Consider the following 18,565-nt stretch of genomic DNA (forward strand, 5'->3'; position numbering starts at 1 on the left):
GAACCCGAGGGGCCCGCGATCGGGAAAAACAAAGGAGAAGCACCCATGCCCGCCACCTTGACCGACGTCACCAGCACCGCCGGGGACACCGACGACCATTCCGTCGTCCGGCTCGTCGCGGACCGGCTCGCGGAACGGGGAATCCCGTCGGCGATCGAAGAGGAACACTGGCTGACCCTGCCCGGCGCCGAGGGCGAGTTCTACGCCGACGACTACGGGCAGGTGGTGTGGGCCTTCCGGCTGCCGCCGGCCCAGTGCGACGACCCGGTCCGCCTCGTCCGGACGATCCTGCTGCTGCTCGGCGCGGAGGACCTCGCCGGGCTGGATTTCTCCCCGGCGCCGCGGGACACCTTGCGCCGCACGGTCGGCGCCGCGCTGCACGCGCTCGGCCTGGCGGTGCGCCTGGTCGTGAGCGAGGACGTGGTGGCCTGGCGCGTCTGGGTCGAGCTGGCCGTGTCCGATACGTCCCGGCCGTCACGCGGTGAGGTCCGCCTCGCCGACAACGGCGAACTCAGCTGGTCCTGCCTGTGCGGCCCGGAACCGGGCCTGCCCGCCGAGGACATCGCCCACACCCTCGCCACGGTGCTGCACACGTTGTCGCCAAGTCTCTGAAGGCCACCTTGAGGGACTCTAACGCCCTTAAGGTGGCCTTCAGAGCATGTCTCCGGGGACGAGAGACGCGAAGGCCGAGTTTGGGGCGCTCAAGTCCCTGAAGGTGGCCTTCAGAGACCTCCACCCGCCTGGCTGCCCTCGAAGGAGCGCAGGCGCAGGCTGTTCGACACCACGAGGACCGAGGACAGCGACATCGCCGCGCCGGCGATGAGCGGGTTCAGCAGGCCGAGCGCCGCAAGGGGAATCGCCGCGACGTTGTAGCCGAAGGCCCACAGCAGATTGCCGCGGATGACGCGCAACGTGCGGTTCGCCAGCCGGATCGCGTCGGGCACCACGCGCAGGTCGTCGCGCACGAGTACGACGTCGGCCGAGCGCAGCGCGATGTCGCTGCCCCTGGCCATCGCCATGCCGAGGTCGGCGGTCGCGAGCGCGGGGCCGTCGTTGATCCCGTCGCCGACCATCGCGACCCGCGCTCCCTTGGCGCGTAACGCTTCGACGACCTCGGCCTTCTCCGCAGGCAGCACCCCGGCACGGACGTCGTCGATGCCCACCTCGGCCGCGACGACCTTGGCCGCGGTTTCGTTGTCGCCGGTCAGCAGGACCGTCCGCAGACCGAGGTCGTGCAACGCGGCCACCGCGGCGCGCGCGGACGGCTTGACGACGTCGCGGACGACCAGCAGACCGGCGATCCGCGCGTTTACCGCGACAAGGACCGCCGTCGCCCCATCCCCACGGCGGCGGCGAGCTGTTCCCCGACGTCTCCCGGAACGTCGGGGAACAGCCTCGGGCTGCCGACCTTGACGTCGTGGCCTTCGACCGTCCCTTGCGCGCCGAGCCCCGGCAGCGCGGCGAATTCCGTGACCTCGGGCAGATCCGGCAGTTCGGCCTTCGCCGCGGTGACCACGGCCGCCGCGATCGCGTGCTCCGAACCGGCCTCGACCGCCCCGGCGAACCGCAGCAGTTCGGCCGAGGTGAACCCGTCCGCGGGATAGTGCCCAGTGACCGTCATGCGGCCGGTGGTGACCGTGCCCGTCTTGTCCAGCACCACGGTGTCGACCGAGCGGCTGGCCTCCAGCGCGTCCGGCCCCTTGATGAGGATGCCGAGCTGGGCGCCCCGGCCGACACCCGCCATGAGCGCGGTCGGTGTCGCCAGGCCGAGCGCGCACGGGCAGGCGATGATGAGCACCGAGACCGCGGCCGTGAACGCGTCGCGCACCGGCTGCCCGGTCAGCAGCCAGCCGGCGAGGGTGAGCACGGCCAGGCCGAGCACTACCGGGACGAACACCGCGCAGATCCGGTCCACCAGGCGCTGTACGTTGGCTTTGCGGGCCTGCGCGCGCTCGGCGAGCGCGGTCATCTGCGCGAGCTGGGTGTGTGCGCCGACCGCGGTCGCCCGGACGATCAGCCGTCCGTCGCGGTTGATCCCGGCGCCGATCACCCGGTCACCCGGCCCGACCTCGGCGGGTACCGGCTCACCGGTCACCGCGCTGACGTCTACTATGGATAGTCCACTGTCGACGGTCCCGTCCGCGGCGACGGACTCCCCCGGCTTGACCACGAAAAGGTCGCCGACGGCCAGCTCGCCGATCGGCACCATCCGCTCGACGCCGTCCCGCAGCACCCGGACATCCTTGGCAGCCAACGCATCCAGCGCCGCGAGCAGCCCTGCGGCGCTGCGTCGTGACCGGCTCTCGAAGTAGCGTCCGGCGAGCAGGAAGGTGGTCACGCCCGCCGCGACGTCGAGGTAGATCGCGTCCGCCCCGGCCGCCGTGGGGCCGAATCCGATCCAGTAGCCGGGTTCGTGCCCGCCGAACAGCGCCGCCCAGCCGGACCAGGCGAACGACGCGAGCACGCCGAGCGACACCAGAGTGTCCATACTGGACGATCGATGCCGAAGATTCCGCAGTGCCGCACGGTGGAACGGCAGCGCGGACCAGAACACGACCGGGAAGGCCAGCGCGAGGCAGAGCAGTTGCCAGCCGGGGAACCGCAGCGAGGGCACCAGCGCGAGCGTGATGGACAGGTTCCCGAGCGGGATCGCCAGCACCGCGGCTACAATGAGACGACGGCGCAGATCCGCGACCCTGGCCGTTCCGAGTTCGGCGTCGTCCTCGCCCCGGAGCCTAGCCTCGTAACCCGCCTTGCGGATCCGGCCGAGCAGGACGTCGTCGGCCATGCCCTCGGGTGCCTGGACGGTGGCACGCTCGGTTGCGTAGTTGACCGAGGCGCGGACGCCGTCGAGCTTGTTCAGTGTGCGTTCCACCCGCGCCGAGCAGGCGGCGCAGGTCATCCCGGACACGGTGAGTTCGACCGTGCGGACCGGGGTCGTCCCGGCGGTCGTGGTGGTCATTTTCGGTGGCTCCGTGGGGTTTCAGCGTCGCTTGGCGGCGAGTTCGGCGAGCATGGCGTTGTAGGCGGCGAAATCGTCTTCGCCGGTGCGGTCGATGCGTTTGGCCTCACGCTCGTCGGCGCGCGCCCACTGGGCGAGCAGCGCGACGACCACGACCACCATCGGGATTTCCCCGGTGGCCCAGGCGATCCCGCCGCCGAGTTGCTGATCGGTGAGGAGATCCCCGGCCCAGGGCAGGGAAAGATAGCGGTAGAACGTCTCGGCGATCACGACCTGTTTGTTCATCAGGATCACGCCGAAGAACGCGTGGAACGGCATGGCGGCGAAGAGCATGCCCAGCCGCGCCAGATGCGGCAGCGGACGCGGCGGGCGGTCGACCCCGACGACGAGCCAGAAGAACACGTACCCGGCCACCAGGAAATGCAGGTTCATCAGCTGATGCGCCCAGTGATAAAGCATCGCCTGGCCGAACAGGTCGGTGAAATACAGCGCGTAGAAGGATCCGACGAACACCACCGACGCGAGCGCGGGATGTCCGATGATCCGTGCCGCCCGCGAATGCAGCAGGGAGACGAGCCATTCGCGCGGGCCCGGTGCCGCGTCCCGGCCCACCGCCGGGAGGGCCCGGAGCGCGAGAGTGAGCGGGCCACCCAGCACGAGCAGCACCGGGGCCAGCATGTTCAGCGTCATGTGGATGATCATGTGCATGCTGAAGGTGCCCGAGGCGTACGGCCCGAGCCCGGACGACGTCGCGATGACGACGACGATCCAGCCCGCGCACCACGCGATGGTTCTGCGCGGGGCCCACGCGTCCCCGCGACGTCGCAGCCGGCGGACGCCGAGGAGATACGCGCCGATCGCGATCAGCGCGACGACGCCGAAAAGCAGATCGAACCGCCAGCCGAAGACCAACCTGGCGAACGACGGCGGCTCGTCGAGGTTGTAGCCGAGCACGGTTTCCTGAACCGTGGCCGGATTGTTCAGGAACGACGGCGGCACCAGATGGGTCAGCCCGACGGACGTGCCCAACGCGACCGCCAGCAGCAGAAGTTCCATGATCAGGACTCGCCGGCGTGATCCGTTACGCCGCCGCAACGCCATGATCGGCACACCGAGGATCGCCAGCACGACCAGGTCGATCCCCAGCAGCAACCCGTACCCGCTCGCCAGCCCGGCGGGCCGGGCGAGGACCAGCCCGGCGACGGCGCCCGAGACCCCGACCACGACGAAGCAGACCAGCGAAAGCCGTTGGTAGCGGCGAAGAATCACCGCGTCAGGCTCTTCGACTCGACGGAGATACGCCAGCAGTGCGACGAGCGATCCCGCCCAGGCGCTCGCCGCGGGGATGTGCCACAACATGGCGTTGGTGGCGAAGTCGTGCCAGCCCCCGACCGACGCGTGCCCGGCGACCACGGGCGGAAGCAGCCCGGCCATCGCCACGACGAGGCCGAGCACCGTCGTGCGCCAGCTCAGCGTGAACCAGCACAGCAAGGACACGACGATCGCCGCGACCAGCACGCACAGCCACGCCTTCGGCTCCTCCGCCGCGTCCACAGTGGACAGGAGAACCCCCGGGTCGAGCATCCGCCGCACCGGCAGCCCGGAGGCGTCCGCCGCCGAGAACGGCACGGCGAGCACCGCCGCCGCCACCCAGCCGGACGCGGCCCACGCCGCCAGCCGCACCGCGGAGAACGCCTCCGCCGTCAGGAACCCGCCCCGGCGTCCCGGCGCCACGAAGGCCGCGAAGACCAGCGCTCCCCCGCAGACGACACCCGCGACATCCGCCGCGAACCGGACCACCCCGAAGCCGAACGCCGTCAGCGCGCCGGGATCACTGTCCCCGAGCAGCGCGTAGACGTTCCCGGCCAGCGCCACCACCAGCAGCACGACGGCGAGCCCCGCCAGCCAGACCGCGGGCAGGAGCACGGCGGGATACCGGCGCGGCGGGGACGGGGAGAATTCGGTTGTCCGCACGTTCTCAGCTGTCGGCTACAACGTCCTTCGAGTTCCCGAAAGCACCGGACGGGTGACAGCCCTCACTTCAGGCCTCGGCGGCGGCGGTTCACACAAAGTCACGTCCGAAGCGTGTTGAGGTGCCAAAACCCTTATACAGCAAGGAAAAGCGCGTTCTAGAGGTTCACCCGATCGATAGCACACATGTTCGATCAGGCGGCGTATCGTGGAGGTATGTCAGTCGACAGCAACACCTCCGCGACGCGCACCGAGTGGTGGCGCGCCGATGTCGGCTGCCTGCTGGACAGGCTCCTGGAGTCCGAGTGTGTGCAGCGCCGCGAAGCCGCTGTCCAGGGCGAGATCATGGCCGAACTCGAACGCCGCGGCATACGCGACAGCACCGGATACGGGAGTCTCGTGCGGTTGTTGCAGGAGACGTTGAATATCCCGTATGCCGAGGCGAAAGCACGGGCGGCGCGGGCACTGGCGCTCAATGGCACCCGCGACCTGACTTCCGGTGAGCAGCCGCCTGCTGCGCCCGCGACGGCGCAGGCCGCGAGCGAGGGTGCGGTCGGGGCCGCGCAGATCGACGAAATCCTGCGGGTGCTGGACAAGCTTCCCCAGACCGTGTCGGCGCAGGATCGGGAACAGGCGGAGAAAATCCTCGCCGAACTCGCCCGCGCCGCCGGACCCCGAGAAATCCGCGCCGCCGGACGACGACTGCTCGCCCAACTCGACCCCGACGGGAAAGAGCCCAAAACCCGCGACCCGAAACCCTTCCAACCCGAGTTCTCCATCGCCCCGCACCGCGACGGCGGGCACCAGATCAAAGCCCGCGTCGACGACGAAACCTCCGCACGCCTGCAAGCGATGCTGGATCCACTCGCGAAGCCACGCCCGGCCACCGAAGAAGAGGGGCGCGACACTCGAACCCAGTGGGAACGGCGGGGTTGCGCGTTCTCGGAGTTGGTGCGGATGTGGGCCGAGCATCCCGATCTGCCCACACAGGCCGGGGAAGCCACCCACATCGTCGTGACAGTCAGCCTGGAAGAACTACGATCCGGAATCGGGCAAGCCACCCTCGATCTACTCGGGGAGATCACCGCCGCCGAAGCACGACGATTGGCCTGCGATGCCAAGATCATCCCCATGGTGCTCGGCTCCCACAGCGAACCCCTCGACGTGGGACGGGCACAACGCCTCGCCACCCCCGCCATCCGACGCGCGTTGATCCGCCGCGACGGTGGCTGCGCCTTCCCGGGGTGCGATGCGCCCGCTTACCGATGCACGGCGCACCATGTGGTGTATTGGGCACACCACGGTGAGACCAAAGTGGACAATCTCGTCCTCGTATGTTCCGTCCACCACAAGCTCATCCACCACTCCGAATGGGAAGTCCGCATCACCACCGACGGACTCCCGGAATTCATCCCGCCCGCCTGGCTGGACGCCACCCGCACACCACGACGCAACACCATCCACCTCAGAACCTAAGCCGCTAGAAACGTTGGCATGTGCTCACCCGGTCGGGCAGCAGCTACGTTGAGCTGTGTACCTCTTCGTGGAGCGCTACCTCCGGAAACTTCCGAGGCTCGCGAAGAGACCGACTCCGCGAATGAGGTACGCCGATGACCGGGAGGTTCGGTGACGCTCTGCGTCGGCTGCGTAAGGCAGCCGGTCTGTCCGAGCCCGCCGCCGAACGGCTCGACGAGCTGTCGAACGCACAGGTTGCCGGTCGATGCTCGATACGTGGCCGACAAGGACCGCGCCAAGGCGATGACCAACGACTCGATGCGAGGGGGCGGATCGTGTCTTCCCCTGCCAGATCAAGGACTTCGACCGACGGCTCGACCGGATCGCGGGCTAGGCGTGGCTACTTCATGGTGGCGAGCTGGATCAGGTTGCCGCAGGTGTCGTCGAGAACAGCGGTGACCACCGGTCCCAGGTCGGTCGCGTCCTGGGTGAACTCGACGCCCAGTCCTTTGAGCCGCTCGACCTCGGCGTAGACGTCGTCGACGGCGAACTGGGTGAACGGGATGCCGTCGGAGACCAGCGCCTTCTTGAACGGGCCCGCCGCCGGGTGGCCGTCCGGCTCCAGCAGCAGTTCGACGCCGTCCGGGTTGGCCGGGGAGACCACGGTAAGCCAGCGCGCTCCGCCGGCGGGCACGTCGGTCTTCTTGATGAAGCCCAGTTTCTCGGTGTAGAAGGCGAGCGCTTTCGCCTGGTCGTCGACGAACACGCTGGTGATATTGATGCGGATCACGAGTTCGGTGCCTCTCGGTCGATGGGCCACCGCTCGACGATCGAACGCAGCGGGCTCGTGTCGATGTGGTGGAACTTGTAGCGGCCTTGCCGCCGGGTGTGCACCAGCCCCGCCTGCTCGAGCACCGCGAGATGCTGCGAAATGGCCTGACGAGAGGACGCCAGGCCGTGCTTCATGCTCAGCCGGCCACAAAGCTCGAACAGTGTCTGACCGTCCCTTTCGGTCAGCTCGTCCAGGATGGTGCGTCGCGTCGCGTCACCGATCGCCTTGAACAGGTCCGCGTCCACAGCCACCGTTATAGGCAAGCCGTCACTTGCCTGTCAAGCCGGCTCACCCGCCCGTGCGACCCGCTCGGCGGCGTCCATGGCCTTGTCGGTCACCGCCCGCACGCCGGCGATCAGGGTGAGCACGAGCCCACTCATGATCGCGAACATGACGGACAGGCCCAGCCACTGCGCCAAAAAGCCACCGGCGGCCGCGCCCAGCGGTTTGGTGCCCCAGGCGACGAGCCGGTGCGCGCTGTTGAGCCGTCCAAGTAGCCGATCCGGCGTGATCCGCTGGCGCAGCGAAACCATGACGACGTTCGAGACCACGATTCCCAGGCCGCCGACGAAGAACGCAGCCCCGACGACGAGCGGTTGTGCGGTGAACGCGGGGACGCCCAGCAGCAAGGCGGTGCAGAGGAACCCCACGCCGAGTGAACGCGCCCGGCCGAGCAGCCGTTCGACTCGCTCCGCGAAGAGCGAACCGGCGGCGTTCCCGACAGCCACCATGGCCACCAGGAAACCGTAGTCCTGTGTGGACAGTTTCAGCATGGACTCGGGCCCGACCGCATAAAGCGCCAGAACGGCCCACACGGCACCGGTGGCGAAATTGAACACGCCGACCATGACGGCGAAGGTCCGCAAAATCCTTTGCCGCCAGAGGAATCGCAATCCCTCGACGATGTCGGCACGAAGAGTGGCGGGCCGATCCCGGTGAATCCGGAATCGGCCGCGAAGCACCAGCAACGCCACGATGGCGATGGCCCACAGCCCGACCGGCGCCCCGAGCGCGAACATCGCCCCGGCCGCCACCAGGAATCCGGCCAACGGCGGGCCGACGGACTCGTTGGCTATCAACTCGACTCCGTAGAGGCGGCCATTGGCCCGTGAAAGGTGTTCGCGCCCAACCACCTGCGGCATGATCGACTGCGCCGCGGTGTCGTAGATCGTCTCGGCGACACCGACTAAGACCGCCGCGACGTACAGCGCCCAGATCGAACCGAGATCGAACGCCATCGCGAGGACGAGCACAGCAAGCAGTGCGGCCCTGGCCACGTTCGCGGCCAGCATCGCCCGGCGACGGTCGATGCGGTCGACCAGCACGCCGACCGGCAACGCGCACACCAGCCACGGCAGGCTGAAGGCGAAGGCCAGCCCCGAGATCAGCACCGGCGACCGGGTGAAACCGATGGCCACCAACGGCAGGGCGTTCTTGACCACGCCGTCGGCCAGGCTCGACAGACCGGCCGCGGTCCACAACCGCCAGTAGTCCCCGCCCAAGCCCCGCTGCTCTGCCCGCTTCGCCGGCACATCCACTCATGGAGGATTACACATCGATTGAGAAAACTCCATCGATGTGGCGAAATCCCATCGCTGGACTACGGTGGCCGTCATGGACGGCGAGACGACCACCCGACAGCGCGCGAGCGGGTCCGCTGCTCCGCGCAAGCGCCGCCCCGCGACGGCGAAAGAAGCAAAAGCAGCCGGTCACCCGCTGCGCCTGCGGATTCTGCGCCTCTGCCAGCAGAAAGAGCTGACGAACAAGCAGCTCGCCGACCGCCTCGAACGCGACCCTGGCACCGTGCTCTACCACGTCCGCCAACTGGTCGACGCGGGCTTGCTGGAGCAGGCGGCAGTCCGCACCGGGGAGAGCGGCGCGCTGGAGAAGCCCTATCGCGCTGTCGGCAACACTTGGTGGCTCGACGGTCCGCTGAACGACTTCGACGCGGAAACCCGGTTCGCTCCGGTCGCGGCTTTTCAGGAGGAGCTGCGCGAAGCGGGCCCGGAGCAGGTCCAGGTCTACGAGCGCTTTCTGCTGCACCTGTCCCCGGAGGAGGTCGCCGAGCTGGACCGCCGCATCCTCGAGGTCCTCGACGAATACGTCTCCACCGACGACCAGCGTCTCGACCGGCCCGCGGTGAACGGCATCTTCCTCCTGCACCGGCTCGCCGAATAGGCCGGATAACCAGCAGCGGCAACGTAAATCCGGTGGCCGCGCCGCACGGCCGCTGGCACGATCATCGTCATGAGCACCTCACGCGTCGGCGTCCGGATTTCCCGCGAAGTGCCCCCGGCACGGCTGACGAAGCTGGCGCGCCAGGCGGAACAGGCGGGACTCGACGAGCTTTGGGTGGTCGAGGACTGCTTCTACGCGGGCGGCATCGCCACCGCGGCGACGGTGCTGGCCGCGACGGAGACGATCCCGGTCGGTATCGGCGTGCTGCCCGCGGTCGCCCGCAACCCGGCCATCGCCGCGATGGAGCTCGCCACGCTCGCCGAGCTGTACCCCGGGCGCCTGATCGCCGGGATCGGTCACGGCGTCCCGTCCTGGATGCGGCAGATCGGCGCCTACCCCGCCTCCCCGCTGACGGCGCTGGAGGAGACGCTGACCGCGATCCGGCGGCTGCTCGCGGGTGAGCGGCTTTCCATGGACGGCAAGTACGTCCGGCTCGACGAGGTCGAGCTGGACTATCCGCCCGCGGTCGTGCCGCCGGTGCTCGCCGGGGTCCGCGGGCCGAAGTCGCTCGCGCTGTCCGGCAGGGCCGCCGACGGCACGGTGCTCGCCGAGCCGGCCGCCCCGGAGTACGTGCGAGCGGCCCGCGCCACGATCGATGCCGACCCGCACACCGTCGCCACTTACAACTGGCTCGCGCTGGACCAGGACCCGGACCGCGCGCGGGACCGGGTCCGGAAAACCCTGGCCGACAGCCTCAAGCCCAGCACGGCTGAGCATCTGCGGCCGATGCCGTTCGGTGAGGAGATCCTCGCCCTCATCGACGAGAGCACGGGCGCGGACGAGCTGGCCGCGCGGCTGCGGCCGGAGTGGATCGACCAGCTCACGGTGTCCGGGGACCTCGCCGGGTGCGCCGAGCGGGTCCGGCGGCTCCACGAGGCCGGGAGCGCATCGGTGATCCTGCTGCCGCTACCGGACGAGCCCGAGGAGGACGGCATCGCCGCGGCGGGCGAGGTCGCCGCCGAACTTCGTCGGACAAGCCGGTAACACGCCGCCCGGTGGAGAACTGTGTCAAGATTCCCGGCGACGGCATGTCGAGAGGGAGCCACCGGCGACGACCCACCGGTGAAGGGGCCCGCCACGGGCCGTCACCCGAGGGAGTCGAGATGAAGTTCCTGCTGAACACGCATATGAACCCGGCAGCGTGGAGAGCGCTGCCCGAGGACGAACGCGCCGCGGTGCGGGACGGCCGGGGCACGTTCGCGCACGCGATCACCGAGTCCGGCGAAATGATCATGACGCAGGCGCTCGCGGACCCGTCGCACAGCGCCGTGGTCCGTGTCCGGGACGGTGAGCCGGTCGTTTCCGACGGCCCCTATCGCGAAACGGCCGAGTTCCTTTCCGGCTACTACCTGATCGACTGCGACGACAAGGAACGCGCGATCGAGCTCGCGGCCCGGATTCCCGAGGCCCGTGTCGAAGGATTCGGTGTCGAGGTCCGGCCGGTCATGTTCTCCGCCGGGATGGAGATGTGAACACCGCGCCCGCGATCGAGGACCTGCTGCGCGAGCTGGCGCCGCAGGTCCTCGGCGTGCTCGCCCGCCGCTACGGCCAGTTCGAGGAATGCGAGGACGCCGTCCAGGAGGCCGTCCTCGCAGCGGCCACGCAATGGCCCGATCAGGGCGTCCCCGACAACCCGCGCGGCTGGCTGATCTCGGTCGGCTCCCGGCGGCTGATCGACCAGTTCCGCAAGGACCAGTCGCGCAGGCAGCGGGAGGACACCGCCACCGCGCAGGCGCTCCCGTTGCACACGAGCGAGCCCGACGACGCCGTCCCCGACGCCGACGACACGTTGATCCTGCTTTTCCTGTGCTGTCACCCGACCCTGACCCCGGCGTCCCAGACCGCGCTCACCCTGCGCGCCGTCGGCGGCCTCACCACCGCCGAGATCGCGCACGCCTTCCTGGTGCCCGAGGCCACGATGGCCGCTCGCATCAGCCGCGCCAAGAAGAACATCAAGGCCGCGGGCAGCCAGTTCGCCATGCCCGCGGCCGACGAACGCGACGAACGGCTCGCCGTCGTCCTGCAGGCGCTCTACCTGATCTTCAACGAGGGTTACACGGCGTCCTCGGGCGAGACCCTGCACCGCGCCGACCTCGCCCAGGAAGCCATCCGGCTGACCCGCCTGGTCCGGCGGCTGCTGCCGGAGGACACCGAGGTCGCCGGGCTGCTCTCACTCATGTTGCTGACCGACTCGCGCCGCGGCGCCCGCACCGGGCCGTCCGGTGAGCTGATCCCGCTGGCCGAGCAGGATCGCACCCGGTGGGACAGCGAGTTGCTGGCGGAGGGGACGACGCTGATCAGCGACGTCATGAAGCACGCGTCGCTGGGCCCTTACCTGCTCCAAGCGGCGATCGCCGCGACGCACGCGAGCGCGGCGAAGGCCGAGGACACCGACTGGCAGCAGGTCCACACGCTGTACAAGATCCTCGAACGGATCGCGCCCAACCCGATGGTGACGCTCAACCGCGCCGTCGCGCTCGCCGAAACCCAGGGCCCGGCCGCCGCCCTCCACCTTCTGTCCACTCTGGACAGTGATGACCGGATGTCCGGCCACCACCGGCTGCACGCCGTCCGCGCACACCTGCGGGAGAAGGCGGGCGACACCGCGGGCGCGCTGGAGAGCTACCGGCTCGCCGCGCGGATCACCACCAGTCTCGCCGAGCGGCGCTACCTCGAATCACGCGCCGCCCGGCTGAGCTGACCCGGCGCTAGCCCTTCGCTTCGACTGTCCGTTGTGGACGGCGCAGCAGCGCGCGTTCGGCGGCGGTCCACGCGGTGGTGGTGAGCAGGTACAGATCCGCGGCCACCGGGAGGAAGATCGTGGCGAGCACGGTCCCGTACGGCAGGAACCGCAGCAGCTTCGCAGCGGGCGCCGACGCGGTTTCGGTGCGCTGACGGTCCTGCCAGCGCACCGAGAACCACGCGACGACGCCGAGCCCGGCCGCGATCACGAACACCATCGGGCCCGCAGCGAAGCCGTGCCCGCCCAGCGGCGTTCCCAGCAGCGTGCCGGACAGCAGCGAGTTGGGTTCGCCGTCGATCACCGGCGTGGTGAACAGCCGGTACATCACCCAGAAGAACGGCAGCTGCGCGAGCATCGGCAGGCAGCCGACGAACATCGACGTACCGGATTCGGCCTGCAGCCGGGAGATTTCGGCGGCCAGCCGTTCGCGGTCGCCCGCGTGTTTCTTCTGCAGCTCGCCGATCCGGGGCATCAGCTCGGCCCTGGCCCGCTCGCCGCGTACGGCGGATTTCGCGAGCGGGAGCAGCAGGAGCCGGACGGTGGCGGTGAACAGGACGATCGCCAGCGCGATCGCGAAGTGACCGGTGACGGGCTGGGTGACCGCGACAAGCCAGTGGACGAGGTGATACGCGCCCGAAACGGGCACGTCGAGAAAGCCGAACATGGGCAGCACTCCGTTGTTCAAAGAAGAAAAGTGAGGTGAACGGAATGGCTGCGCAGAAAGAAAAGGACTACGCAGCCGTGCTGCGCATACCCGGTGCCCGTGGCCTGCTGCGGCCGGGCGCGCCGGGATCCCTGAGCCTGATGAACGCGGCACGGCGAGCCCGCTGCCGCAACGCGATGGCGCGGCCCCGCGTCGGCGCCGACCACAGGGCCAGCTCGTCGCCATGGGCGCGGCTGACGAGGAGGACCACGAGCAGGCTCGCGGCGACGACCGAGGCGAACGCGACCAGGGCCGTGGCCGAGGTGAGCGCGGGGAACGCCAAAGCCAGCAATGTGGTCACAGTGCGCCCCCTTTCCCAGACCGCGCCAGGATACCCGAATCCGATCGCGTACCGGTGATCGGGAAGTGATCGCCCCCGGCCACTCCGATGAGCGATTGACCGGATACGCACTGTTCCCGCAGGATGTCCGGACGGACGAGGAAGTCCTACGGACAAGGAGAATCCGTTGGCGCTGCGACGGTTCCTGCTCCTGCTCGCGGCCATTCCGCTGCTCCCGTTCACAGCGACCACCGCCTCCGCCGCGGACCGCTGGGCGGTCAGCCTGACCGGTGACGTGACGGCCGAGGTCTCCCTCGGCGCGGACGGCGGCCTGCTGTTCGCGGCCACCCGCGGCGGACGATCGGTCCTCGCCCCGGCGCCGATGGGGATCCGCACCACCGCCGCCGACCTCACGCGCGGGCTGCGTTTCCTCGGCCGCGTGGACCGGGAGGTCGACGAGCGGTACACCATGACCACCGGCAAACGCCTGCACCGGCACGCGCGCTCGGTGGAGACGATGCTGTCCTTCGAGAACGAGGACGACGTCCGGCTCGACGTCGTGGTCCGCGCCGCGGCCGACGGCGTCGCCTACCGCTATCTCCTGCCCGAAGCGGGACGGGTGCGGGTGACCGGCGAGACGTCCGCGTTCGCCCCGCCACCGGCGGCGCCCGCGTGGTTGCTGCCCTACACCCCGAACTACGAAGGCGTCCGGTTCGAGACCACCGCCGCCGGCGCGCCGCGCGGCGACTACGGCTTCCCGTCGCTGTTCGACGCCGGCGGCACCTACGCGCTGCTCACCGAGTCCGATGTGGATGGACGGTACTCCGGGGCGCGGCTGACCCACACCGGCGGCGGGGATTACCGGATCAAGCTCGCCGACGCCGAGGTCCATACCCAGGGCCCGACGCCGTGGCGGGTGGCGATCATCGGCGATCTGGCGACGGTGACCGAATCCACCCTCGTCGACGATCTGGCACCGCCGTCGAAACTGGCCGACACCTCGTGGATCCGGCCGGGCAAGGTGGCGTGGTCGTGGCTTTCCGAGCACGACAGCCCGAAGGATCCGAAGCGGCAGAAGGACTTCATCGATTTCGCCGCACGCAACGGCTGGCCGTACGTGCTGATCGACGAGGGCTGGGACGCGTCCTGGGTCCCCGGCGTCATCGACTACGCGCGAGACCGCGACGTCGACGTGCTCCTCTGGTATCACTGGTCCACAATGGACACCGCGGCGAAGCGGGCGATCAACCTCGCCAAGGCCAAGCTGTGGGGCGCGGCCGGGGTCAAGGTCGACTTCATGGACTCCGACGCGCAGGCGCGGTTCCGGTGGTACGACGCCATGGCCGCCGACGCCGCGCGCTACCGCCTGATGATCAACTTCCACGGCGCGACGATCCCCCGCGGCCTGCAGCGCACCTGGCCGCACGTGATGAGCATGGAGGCGGTGCGCGGCGCCGAGCAGTTCAAGACCCGCGCGGCGACCAACACGATGTTCCCGTTCACCCGCAACGTGGTCGGCAGCATGGACTACACGCCGACGGCGTTCGTCGTGTCGGATCGGGACACTACCGAGGCACACGAGGTCGCGACGTTCTTCGTCTACGAGTCGGGCTGGCAGCACGCGGCGGACAAACCGGAGAACTACGAGTCGCGGCCCGAGGCGCTCTGGACGCTCGACCGGCTCCCGACGGTCTGGGACGAAACCCGTCTGATCACCGGCAGGCCCGGTCGTGACGCCGTGTTCGCGCGACGGTCCGGCGGCCGCTGGTTCCTCGGCGGCATCCACGCCGGGCCGGCGACCACGATCACCTTGCCGCTCGACTTCCTCGGCGAAGGCCCGTGGCGCGCCGAGCTGGTGCGCGACAAGCCCGAAGGCGGGCTCACCCGCGAGAAGTTCCCCGTCGAGCCCGACGGCCGGATCAGCGTTCCCGTCCTGGCGAACGGCGGCTTCGTGACGATGTTCTGCCGCCCGGCCGACTGCGACCGGTAACTCAGACGCCCAGCGCGGCACAGGCCGCGTCGACCGTCGCCTTCCGCAGTTCGTCGGCGGGCGCGTCGGGGAACTGGACGGTGCAGTCCTGGATGCCGCCGAGCGCGACCACCGCGCGAGCCGACAGCGCCAGCGAGGGATCCGGACCGGTCAGCAGCGCCGCGAGCCGTTCCCGCCAGGCCAGCACGATCCTGATCAGGCCGAGCTCGGACAACGTCGTCAGCTCGCTCATCACGAGGACGATCAGTTCGCGGTGCCGGTAGTGGAAGTCGAAGTACTCCTCGAACAACGCGCGGGGCGCGACCTCGTCCAGCGCCTCCTGGGCGACCAGGAACGCCTCGCCCTCGTCGATCAGCGGTTGCACGATGCTGCGGACCAGTTCCTCGCGTGAGGAGAAGTGGTAGTACAGCGCCGGTTTGGTGATCCCGAGCCGGTCGGCGATCTCCTGCAGGCTGGTGTTGCGCACCCCCTTACTCGTGAAGAGCTCACGCGCGGCCGTCTGGATGCGCTGCTTGGTGCCCGGGGGTTTCGCCACTGATCCAGGATAACTTACTTACCGTTAGGTCAGATCGATGGTATGCTTACCTTCCGGTAAGTAAGGAGGGAATCATGCCGAGTTCTTCACAAGCGGTACTCGTTTCCGGCGCCAGCATCTCCGGGCCGGTACTGGCCTACTGGCTCACCCGCCACGGCTTCGAGGTCACGGTGGTCGAACGCGCGCCGTCCCCGCGCAAGACGGGCGGGCACGCGGTCGACCTGTTCCGGCCGGCCATGGAGATCTCCGAGCGGATGGGCGTCCTGCCCCGGCTCGAAGCGAAGGCCACCGGCACCGACCGGATGACCGTGTACCGGGAGGGCGTCGCGCGGCCTGTTTCCGTGGATCTCACGAAGATCTACGGCGCGACCTCGGATCGCCACCTCGAAATCATGCGCGACGACCTGGGCGAGGTGTACTACGACGCCACCCGCGACGACGTCGAGTACGTGTTCGGCGACTCGATCACGTCGATCTCCGACGACGGCGAAGTGACTTTCGAACACGGCGAGCCGCGGCGTTTCGACATCGTGGTCGGGGCGGACGGGCTGCACTCGAACGTCCGGCGGCTGATCTTCGGCGAGGAGTCGCAGTTCAGCGAGTTCATCGGCGCCTATCTCGCGGTGTTCTCGGTGCCCAACGACCGGAACCTCGACGGCGAGTTCGTCAATCACCTCGGCGTCGACCGGATGGCCGGGATGTACGGCGCGCGGCACCTCGGCGACGCGCGGGTGGTGTGCCTGTTCCGCAGCGAACCGCTCGACTACCACTACCGCGATGTCGCACGGCAGAAGGAACTCCTGCGCGCGGCGTTCGCCGGGCTGCACTCCGACGTCGGCGAATGGCTGGGGCGGCTGGAGGACACCCCGGCGTTCTACTTCGACTCGATCACCCAACTGCGGATGGACACGTGGTCGCGCGGGCGCGTGACGCTCGTGGGCGACGCGGGTTACTGCCCAGGGCCCGCGGTCGGCGGCAGCACCAGCCTCGCCGTGCTCGGCGCCTACGTCCTGGCCGGGGAACTGGCCGCCGCGAACGGCGACCACACCCGCGCTTTCCCCGCCTACGAACGGGAAATGGCCGAACTGGTACAGGCCAGCCGCACGTTCGCCACGACCGCGGCCAAGACCCTCATCCCGGGTTCGCGGTTCGGTATGTGGGGGCTCGTCACCGGCGCGCGGGTCGTCTCCGCCCTCCCCGCCGGCGTGGGCAAGGCGCTGGCGCGGCTCAACACCCAGACCTTCCGCATGCACGAATCGATGACCGTGAAGGACTACTCCACTTCGGTCACGGCCTGATCCGGCGCTCTCCCCGTGTTATATTCGGCCCCAAACGACTGGGTTCGCCTCGGCACGGGGAGAGCGATGGATCTGCGAAGCGCGCTGACCAGGGTGCTGGACAACCACGAGCGGTGGACGTCCCGGTTCGGCGAGTACCAGGTGGCCGAGGCACTGCGGGTCGATCAGGCGAAGCTGGAGTCCATTGTGGACGAGCTGGCCGAGCGGCTCGAGGACAACTATCCGTTCTTCCATCCCCGCTACGCCGGTCAGATGCTGAAGCCGCCGCATCCGGCCGCGGTGGCCGGGTACCTCGCCGCGATGCTGGTCAACCCCAACAACCACGCTCTCGACGGCGGCCCGGCCACCGCGCGGATGGAACGCGAGGTCGTCGCCGAACTGGCCACGATGTTCGGATTCGGCACGCATCTGGGGCACCTCACCAGCAGCGGAACCATCGCCAACCTCGAAGCCCTATACGTGGCAAGGGAAATCCACCCCGGCCGCGGCGTCGCCTTCAGCGCGGAGAGCCACTACACGCACGCGAGGATGTGCGGGCTGCTCGGCGTCGAAGGCAACGCGGTTCCCGTGGACGCGGCGGGGCGGATGGACGTCGGGGCCCTGCGCGAGCTGCTCGGCCGCGGCACGATCGGGACGGTGGTGGTCACCGCGGGCACCACCGGGCTCGGCGTCGTCGACCCGATCCACGACGTGCTCGCGTTGTGCCGCGAGCACGGCGTCCGGGTGCACGTCGACGCGGCGTACGGCGGTTTCTTCACCCTGCTCGCGGGCACCGACGGGCTCGACGCCGCCCCGTGGAAGGCGATCGCGGGCTGCGATTCGGTGGTGGTCGACCCGCACAAGCACGGCCTGCAGCCCTACGGCTGCGGCGCGGTGCTGTTCGCCGATCCGGCGGTCGGGCGGTTCTACCGGCACGACTCGCCCTACACCTACTTCACCTCCGACGAACTGCATCTCGGCGAGATCAGCCTCGAATGCTCACGGCCCGGCGCGGCCGCGGCGGCGCTGTGGCTGACACTCCGGCTGTTCCCGTTGACCACCGACGGCCTCGGCGCGGTGCTCGCCGCGGGCAGGCGGGCGGCGGCGAGCTGGGCCGAGATGATCGAGGCCAGCGAAGATCTCCGGCTCTACCAGCGGCCGGAACTGGACATCGTGAGCTACTTCCCGGTCACCGACCAGCGGCTCAGCGCGGTCGACGCCGCCTCGGCCCGGGTGATGCAGGAGGGCATGACGGATCCGGACGATCCGGTGTTCCTGAGCGTGCTGTCCACCACCGCGGCCGGCTTCGGCCGCCGCCACCCCGCCTACACCGAGGACGTCGGCCGGGTGCGGGTGCTGCGCAGCGTGCTGATGAAACCGGAGTCCGAGGACTACCTCGGCACCCTGCACCGGCGCGTCGAAAAGCTCGCCGCGCGGGAGTGAGTGCCCGTCCGTGAAGGCCTCCTTCACAGCGGTGAGCGCTGGGAAGGGGGGCATACACGACCATAACCCGAGTGAGCCCCGCCCCGGGACGGCCGGCACGGATACGCGTGTGATGGAACCGTGAGTGGGCTTGGAC

At 69.4% G+C, this 18,565-nt stretch carries 16 protein-coding genes and 1 pseudogene; 9 read left to right on the plus strand and 8 right to left on the minus strand.

The features are described 5' to 3' along the window. The first annotated feature begins 45 nt into the window (after positions 1–45). Positions 46–612, plus strand: coding sequence for a hypothetical protein (locus ACFWX1_RS14595; RefSeq protein ID WP_378387380.1), 567 nt, complete (start codon positions 46–48; stop codon positions 610–612). A 110-nt stretch (positions 613–722) separates the two neighbouring features. Here ACFWX1_RS14595 and ACFWX1_RS14600 read toward each other — a convergent pair. Both ACFWX1_RS14600 and ACFWX1_RS14605 read right to left on the minus strand, forming a co-directional pair. Next, positions 723–2,962 (minus strand): annotated as a pseudogene (locus ACFWX1_RS14600) (heavy metal translocating P-type ATPase). Between the two features lie 21 nt (positions 2,963–2,983). Beyond that, entirely contained in the window at positions 2,984–4,936 is a 1,953-nt protein-coding gene (locus tag ACFWX1_RS14605; RefSeq protein ID WP_378387381.1) for a cytochrome c oxidase assembly protein, read from the minus strand. A 213-nt stretch (positions 4,937–5,149) separates the two neighbouring features. On the opposite strand from ACFWX1_RS14605, the gene ACFWX1_RS14610 reads away from it, so the two are divergent. Continuing rightward, a complete protein-coding gene (locus ACFWX1_RS14610) occupies positions 5,150–6,409 on the plus strand; it encodes a DUF222 domain-containing protein (RefSeq protein ID WP_378387383.1) in 1,260 nt (419 codons plus the stop codon). Positions 6,410–6,788: 379 nt separating this feature from the next. Here ACFWX1_RS14610 and ACFWX1_RS14615 read toward each other — a convergent pair whose 3' ends face one another. From ACFWX1_RS14615 to ACFWX1_RS14625, 3 genes are read right to left on the minus strand one after another with little or no spacing between them, the layout of a single operon-like run. Beyond that, on the minus strand, positions 6,789–7,178 hold the full coding sequence (locus tag ACFWX1_RS14615; protein WP_378387384.1) for a VOC family protein: 390 nt from the start codon (positions 7,176–7,178) through the stop codon (positions 6,789–6,791). Further along, positions 7,175–7,465 (minus strand): ArsR/SmtB family transcription factor, encoded by a 291-nt coding sequence (locus ACFWX1_RS14620; RefSeq protein ID WP_378387513.1) that lies wholly within the window; start codon positions 7,463–7,465, stop codon positions 7,175–7,177. The genes ACFWX1_RS14615 and ACFWX1_RS14620 overlap by 4 nt, the downstream gene beginning before the upstream one ends. Before the next feature lie 33 nt (positions 7,466–7,498). Continuing rightward, positions 7,499–8,758, minus strand: a complete 1,260-nt coding sequence (locus ACFWX1_RS14625; protein WP_378387386.1) for an MFS transporter — start codon at positions 8,756–8,758, stop codon at positions 7,499–7,501. A gap of 76 nt (positions 8,759–8,834) precedes the next feature. On the opposite strand from ACFWX1_RS14625, the gene ACFWX1_RS14630 reads away from it, so the two are divergent. From ACFWX1_RS14630 to ACFWX1_RS14645, 4 genes are all read left to right on the plus strand, one after another. Continuing rightward, entirely contained in the window at positions 8,835–9,398 is a 564-nt protein-coding gene (locus ACFWX1_RS14630; protein WP_378387388.1) for an ArsR/SmtB family transcription factor, read from the plus strand. A 69-nt stretch (positions 9,399–9,467) separates the two neighbouring features. After that, entirely contained in the window at positions 9,468–10,442 is a 975-nt protein-coding gene (locus ACFWX1_RS14635; RefSeq protein WP_378387390.1) for an LLM class flavin-dependent oxidoreductase, read from the plus strand. A 119-nt stretch (positions 10,443–10,561) separates the two neighbouring features. Beyond that, positions 10,562–10,930, plus strand: a complete 369-nt coding sequence (locus ACFWX1_RS14640; protein ID WP_378387392.1) for a YciI family protein — start codon at positions 10,562–10,564, stop codon at positions 10,928–10,930. Continuing rightward, positions 10,927–12,159 (plus strand): RNA polymerase sigma factor, encoded by a 1,233-nt coding sequence (locus ACFWX1_RS14645; protein ID WP_378387394.1) that lies wholly within the window; start codon positions 10,927–10,929, stop codon positions 12,157–12,159. The genes ACFWX1_RS14640 and ACFWX1_RS14645 overlap by 4 nt, the downstream gene beginning before the upstream one ends. 7 nt (positions 12,160–12,166) lie before the next feature. Here ACFWX1_RS14645 and ACFWX1_RS14650 read toward each other — a convergent pair whose 3' ends face one another. Both ACFWX1_RS14650 and ACFWX1_RS14655 read right to left on the minus strand, forming a co-directional pair. Beyond that, positions 12,167–12,886, minus strand: coding sequence for a YidC/Oxa1 family membrane protein insertase (locus ACFWX1_RS14650; RefSeq protein ID WP_378387396.1), 720 nt, complete (start codon positions 12,884–12,886; stop codon positions 12,167–12,169). 46 nt (positions 12,887–12,932) lie between these two features. Beyond that, the gene (locus ACFWX1_RS14655; protein ID WP_378387398.1) at positions 12,933–13,205 is read right to left on the minus strand and encodes a DUF6412 domain-containing protein; all 273 of its coding nucleotides are present in this window, start codon (positions 13,203–13,205) and stop codon (positions 12,933–12,935) included. A gap of 166 nt (positions 13,206–13,371) precedes the next feature. Here ACFWX1_RS14655 and ACFWX1_RS14660 point away from each other — a divergent pair, with 166 nt between their 5' ends. Continuing rightward, positions 13,372–15,174 (plus strand): glycoside hydrolase family 97 catalytic domain-containing protein, encoded by a 1,803-nt coding sequence (locus ACFWX1_RS14660; RefSeq protein ID WP_378387400.1) that lies wholly within the window; start codon positions 13,372–13,374, stop codon positions 15,172–15,174. A 1-nt stretch (position 15,175) separates the two neighbouring features. Here the strand turns inward: ACFWX1_RS14660 and ACFWX1_RS14665 are convergent, their stop codons facing one another. Next, positions 15,176–15,709, minus strand: coding sequence for a TetR/AcrR family transcriptional regulator (locus ACFWX1_RS14665; RefSeq protein WP_378340180.1), 534 nt, complete (start codon positions 15,707–15,709; stop codon positions 15,176–15,178). Between the two features lie 74 nt (positions 15,710–15,783). Here ACFWX1_RS14665 and ACFWX1_RS14670 point away from each other — a divergent pair, with 74 nt between their 5' ends. Both ACFWX1_RS14670 and ACFWX1_RS14675 read left to right on the plus strand, forming a co-directional pair. Next, positions 15,784–17,007, plus strand: coding sequence for an FAD-dependent monooxygenase (locus ACFWX1_RS14670; RefSeq protein WP_378387402.1), 1,224 nt, complete (start codon positions 15,784–15,786; stop codon positions 17,005–17,007). 66 nt (positions 17,008–17,073) lie between these two features. Next, on the plus strand, positions 17,074–18,429 hold the full coding sequence (locus ACFWX1_RS14675) for a pyridoxal phosphate-dependent decarboxylase family protein (RefSeq protein ID WP_378387404.1): 1,356 nt from the start codon (positions 17,074–17,076) through the stop codon (positions 18,427–18,429). Positions 18,430–18,565: the final 136 nt, after the last annotated feature.

It is taken from the genome of Amycolatopsis sp. NPDC059021, from assembly GCF_042739895.1.
GTDB lineage: Bacteria > Actinomycetota > Actinomycetes > Mycobacteriales > Pseudonocardiaceae > Amycolatopsis.

What these genes read in the sequence shown, in the direction of transcription:
- ACFWX1_RS14610 (WP_378387383.1), top strand. Translation starts at nt 5,150, where the DNA reads ATGTCAGTCGACAGCAACACCTCCGCGACGCGCACCGAGTGGTGGCGC.
- ACFWX1_RS14640 (WP_378387392.1), top strand. Translation starts at nt 10,562, where the DNA reads ATGAAGTTCCTGCTGAACACGCATATGAACCCGGCAGCGTGGAGAGCG.
- ACFWX1_RS14675 (WP_378387404.1), top strand. Translation starts at nt 17,074, where the DNA reads ATGGATCTGCGAAGCGCGCTGACCAGGGTGCTGGACAACCACGAGCGG.
- ACFWX1_RS14670 (WP_378387402.1), top strand. Translation starts at nt 15,784, where the DNA reads ATGCCGAGTTCTTCACAAGCGGTACTCGTTTCCGGCGCCAGCATCTCC.
- ACFWX1_RS14595 (WP_378387380.1), top strand. Translation starts at nt 46, where the DNA reads ATGCCCGCCACCTTGACCGACGTCACCAGCACCGCCGGGGACACCGAC.
- ACFWX1_RS14630 (WP_378387388.1), top strand. Translation starts at nt 8,835, where the DNA reads ATGGACGGCGAGACGACCACCCGACAGCGCGCGAGCGGGTCCGCTGCT.
- ACFWX1_RS14635 (WP_378387390.1), top strand. Translation starts at nt 9,468, where the DNA reads ATGAGCACCTCACGCGTCGGCGTCCGGATTTCCCGCGAAGTGCCCCCG.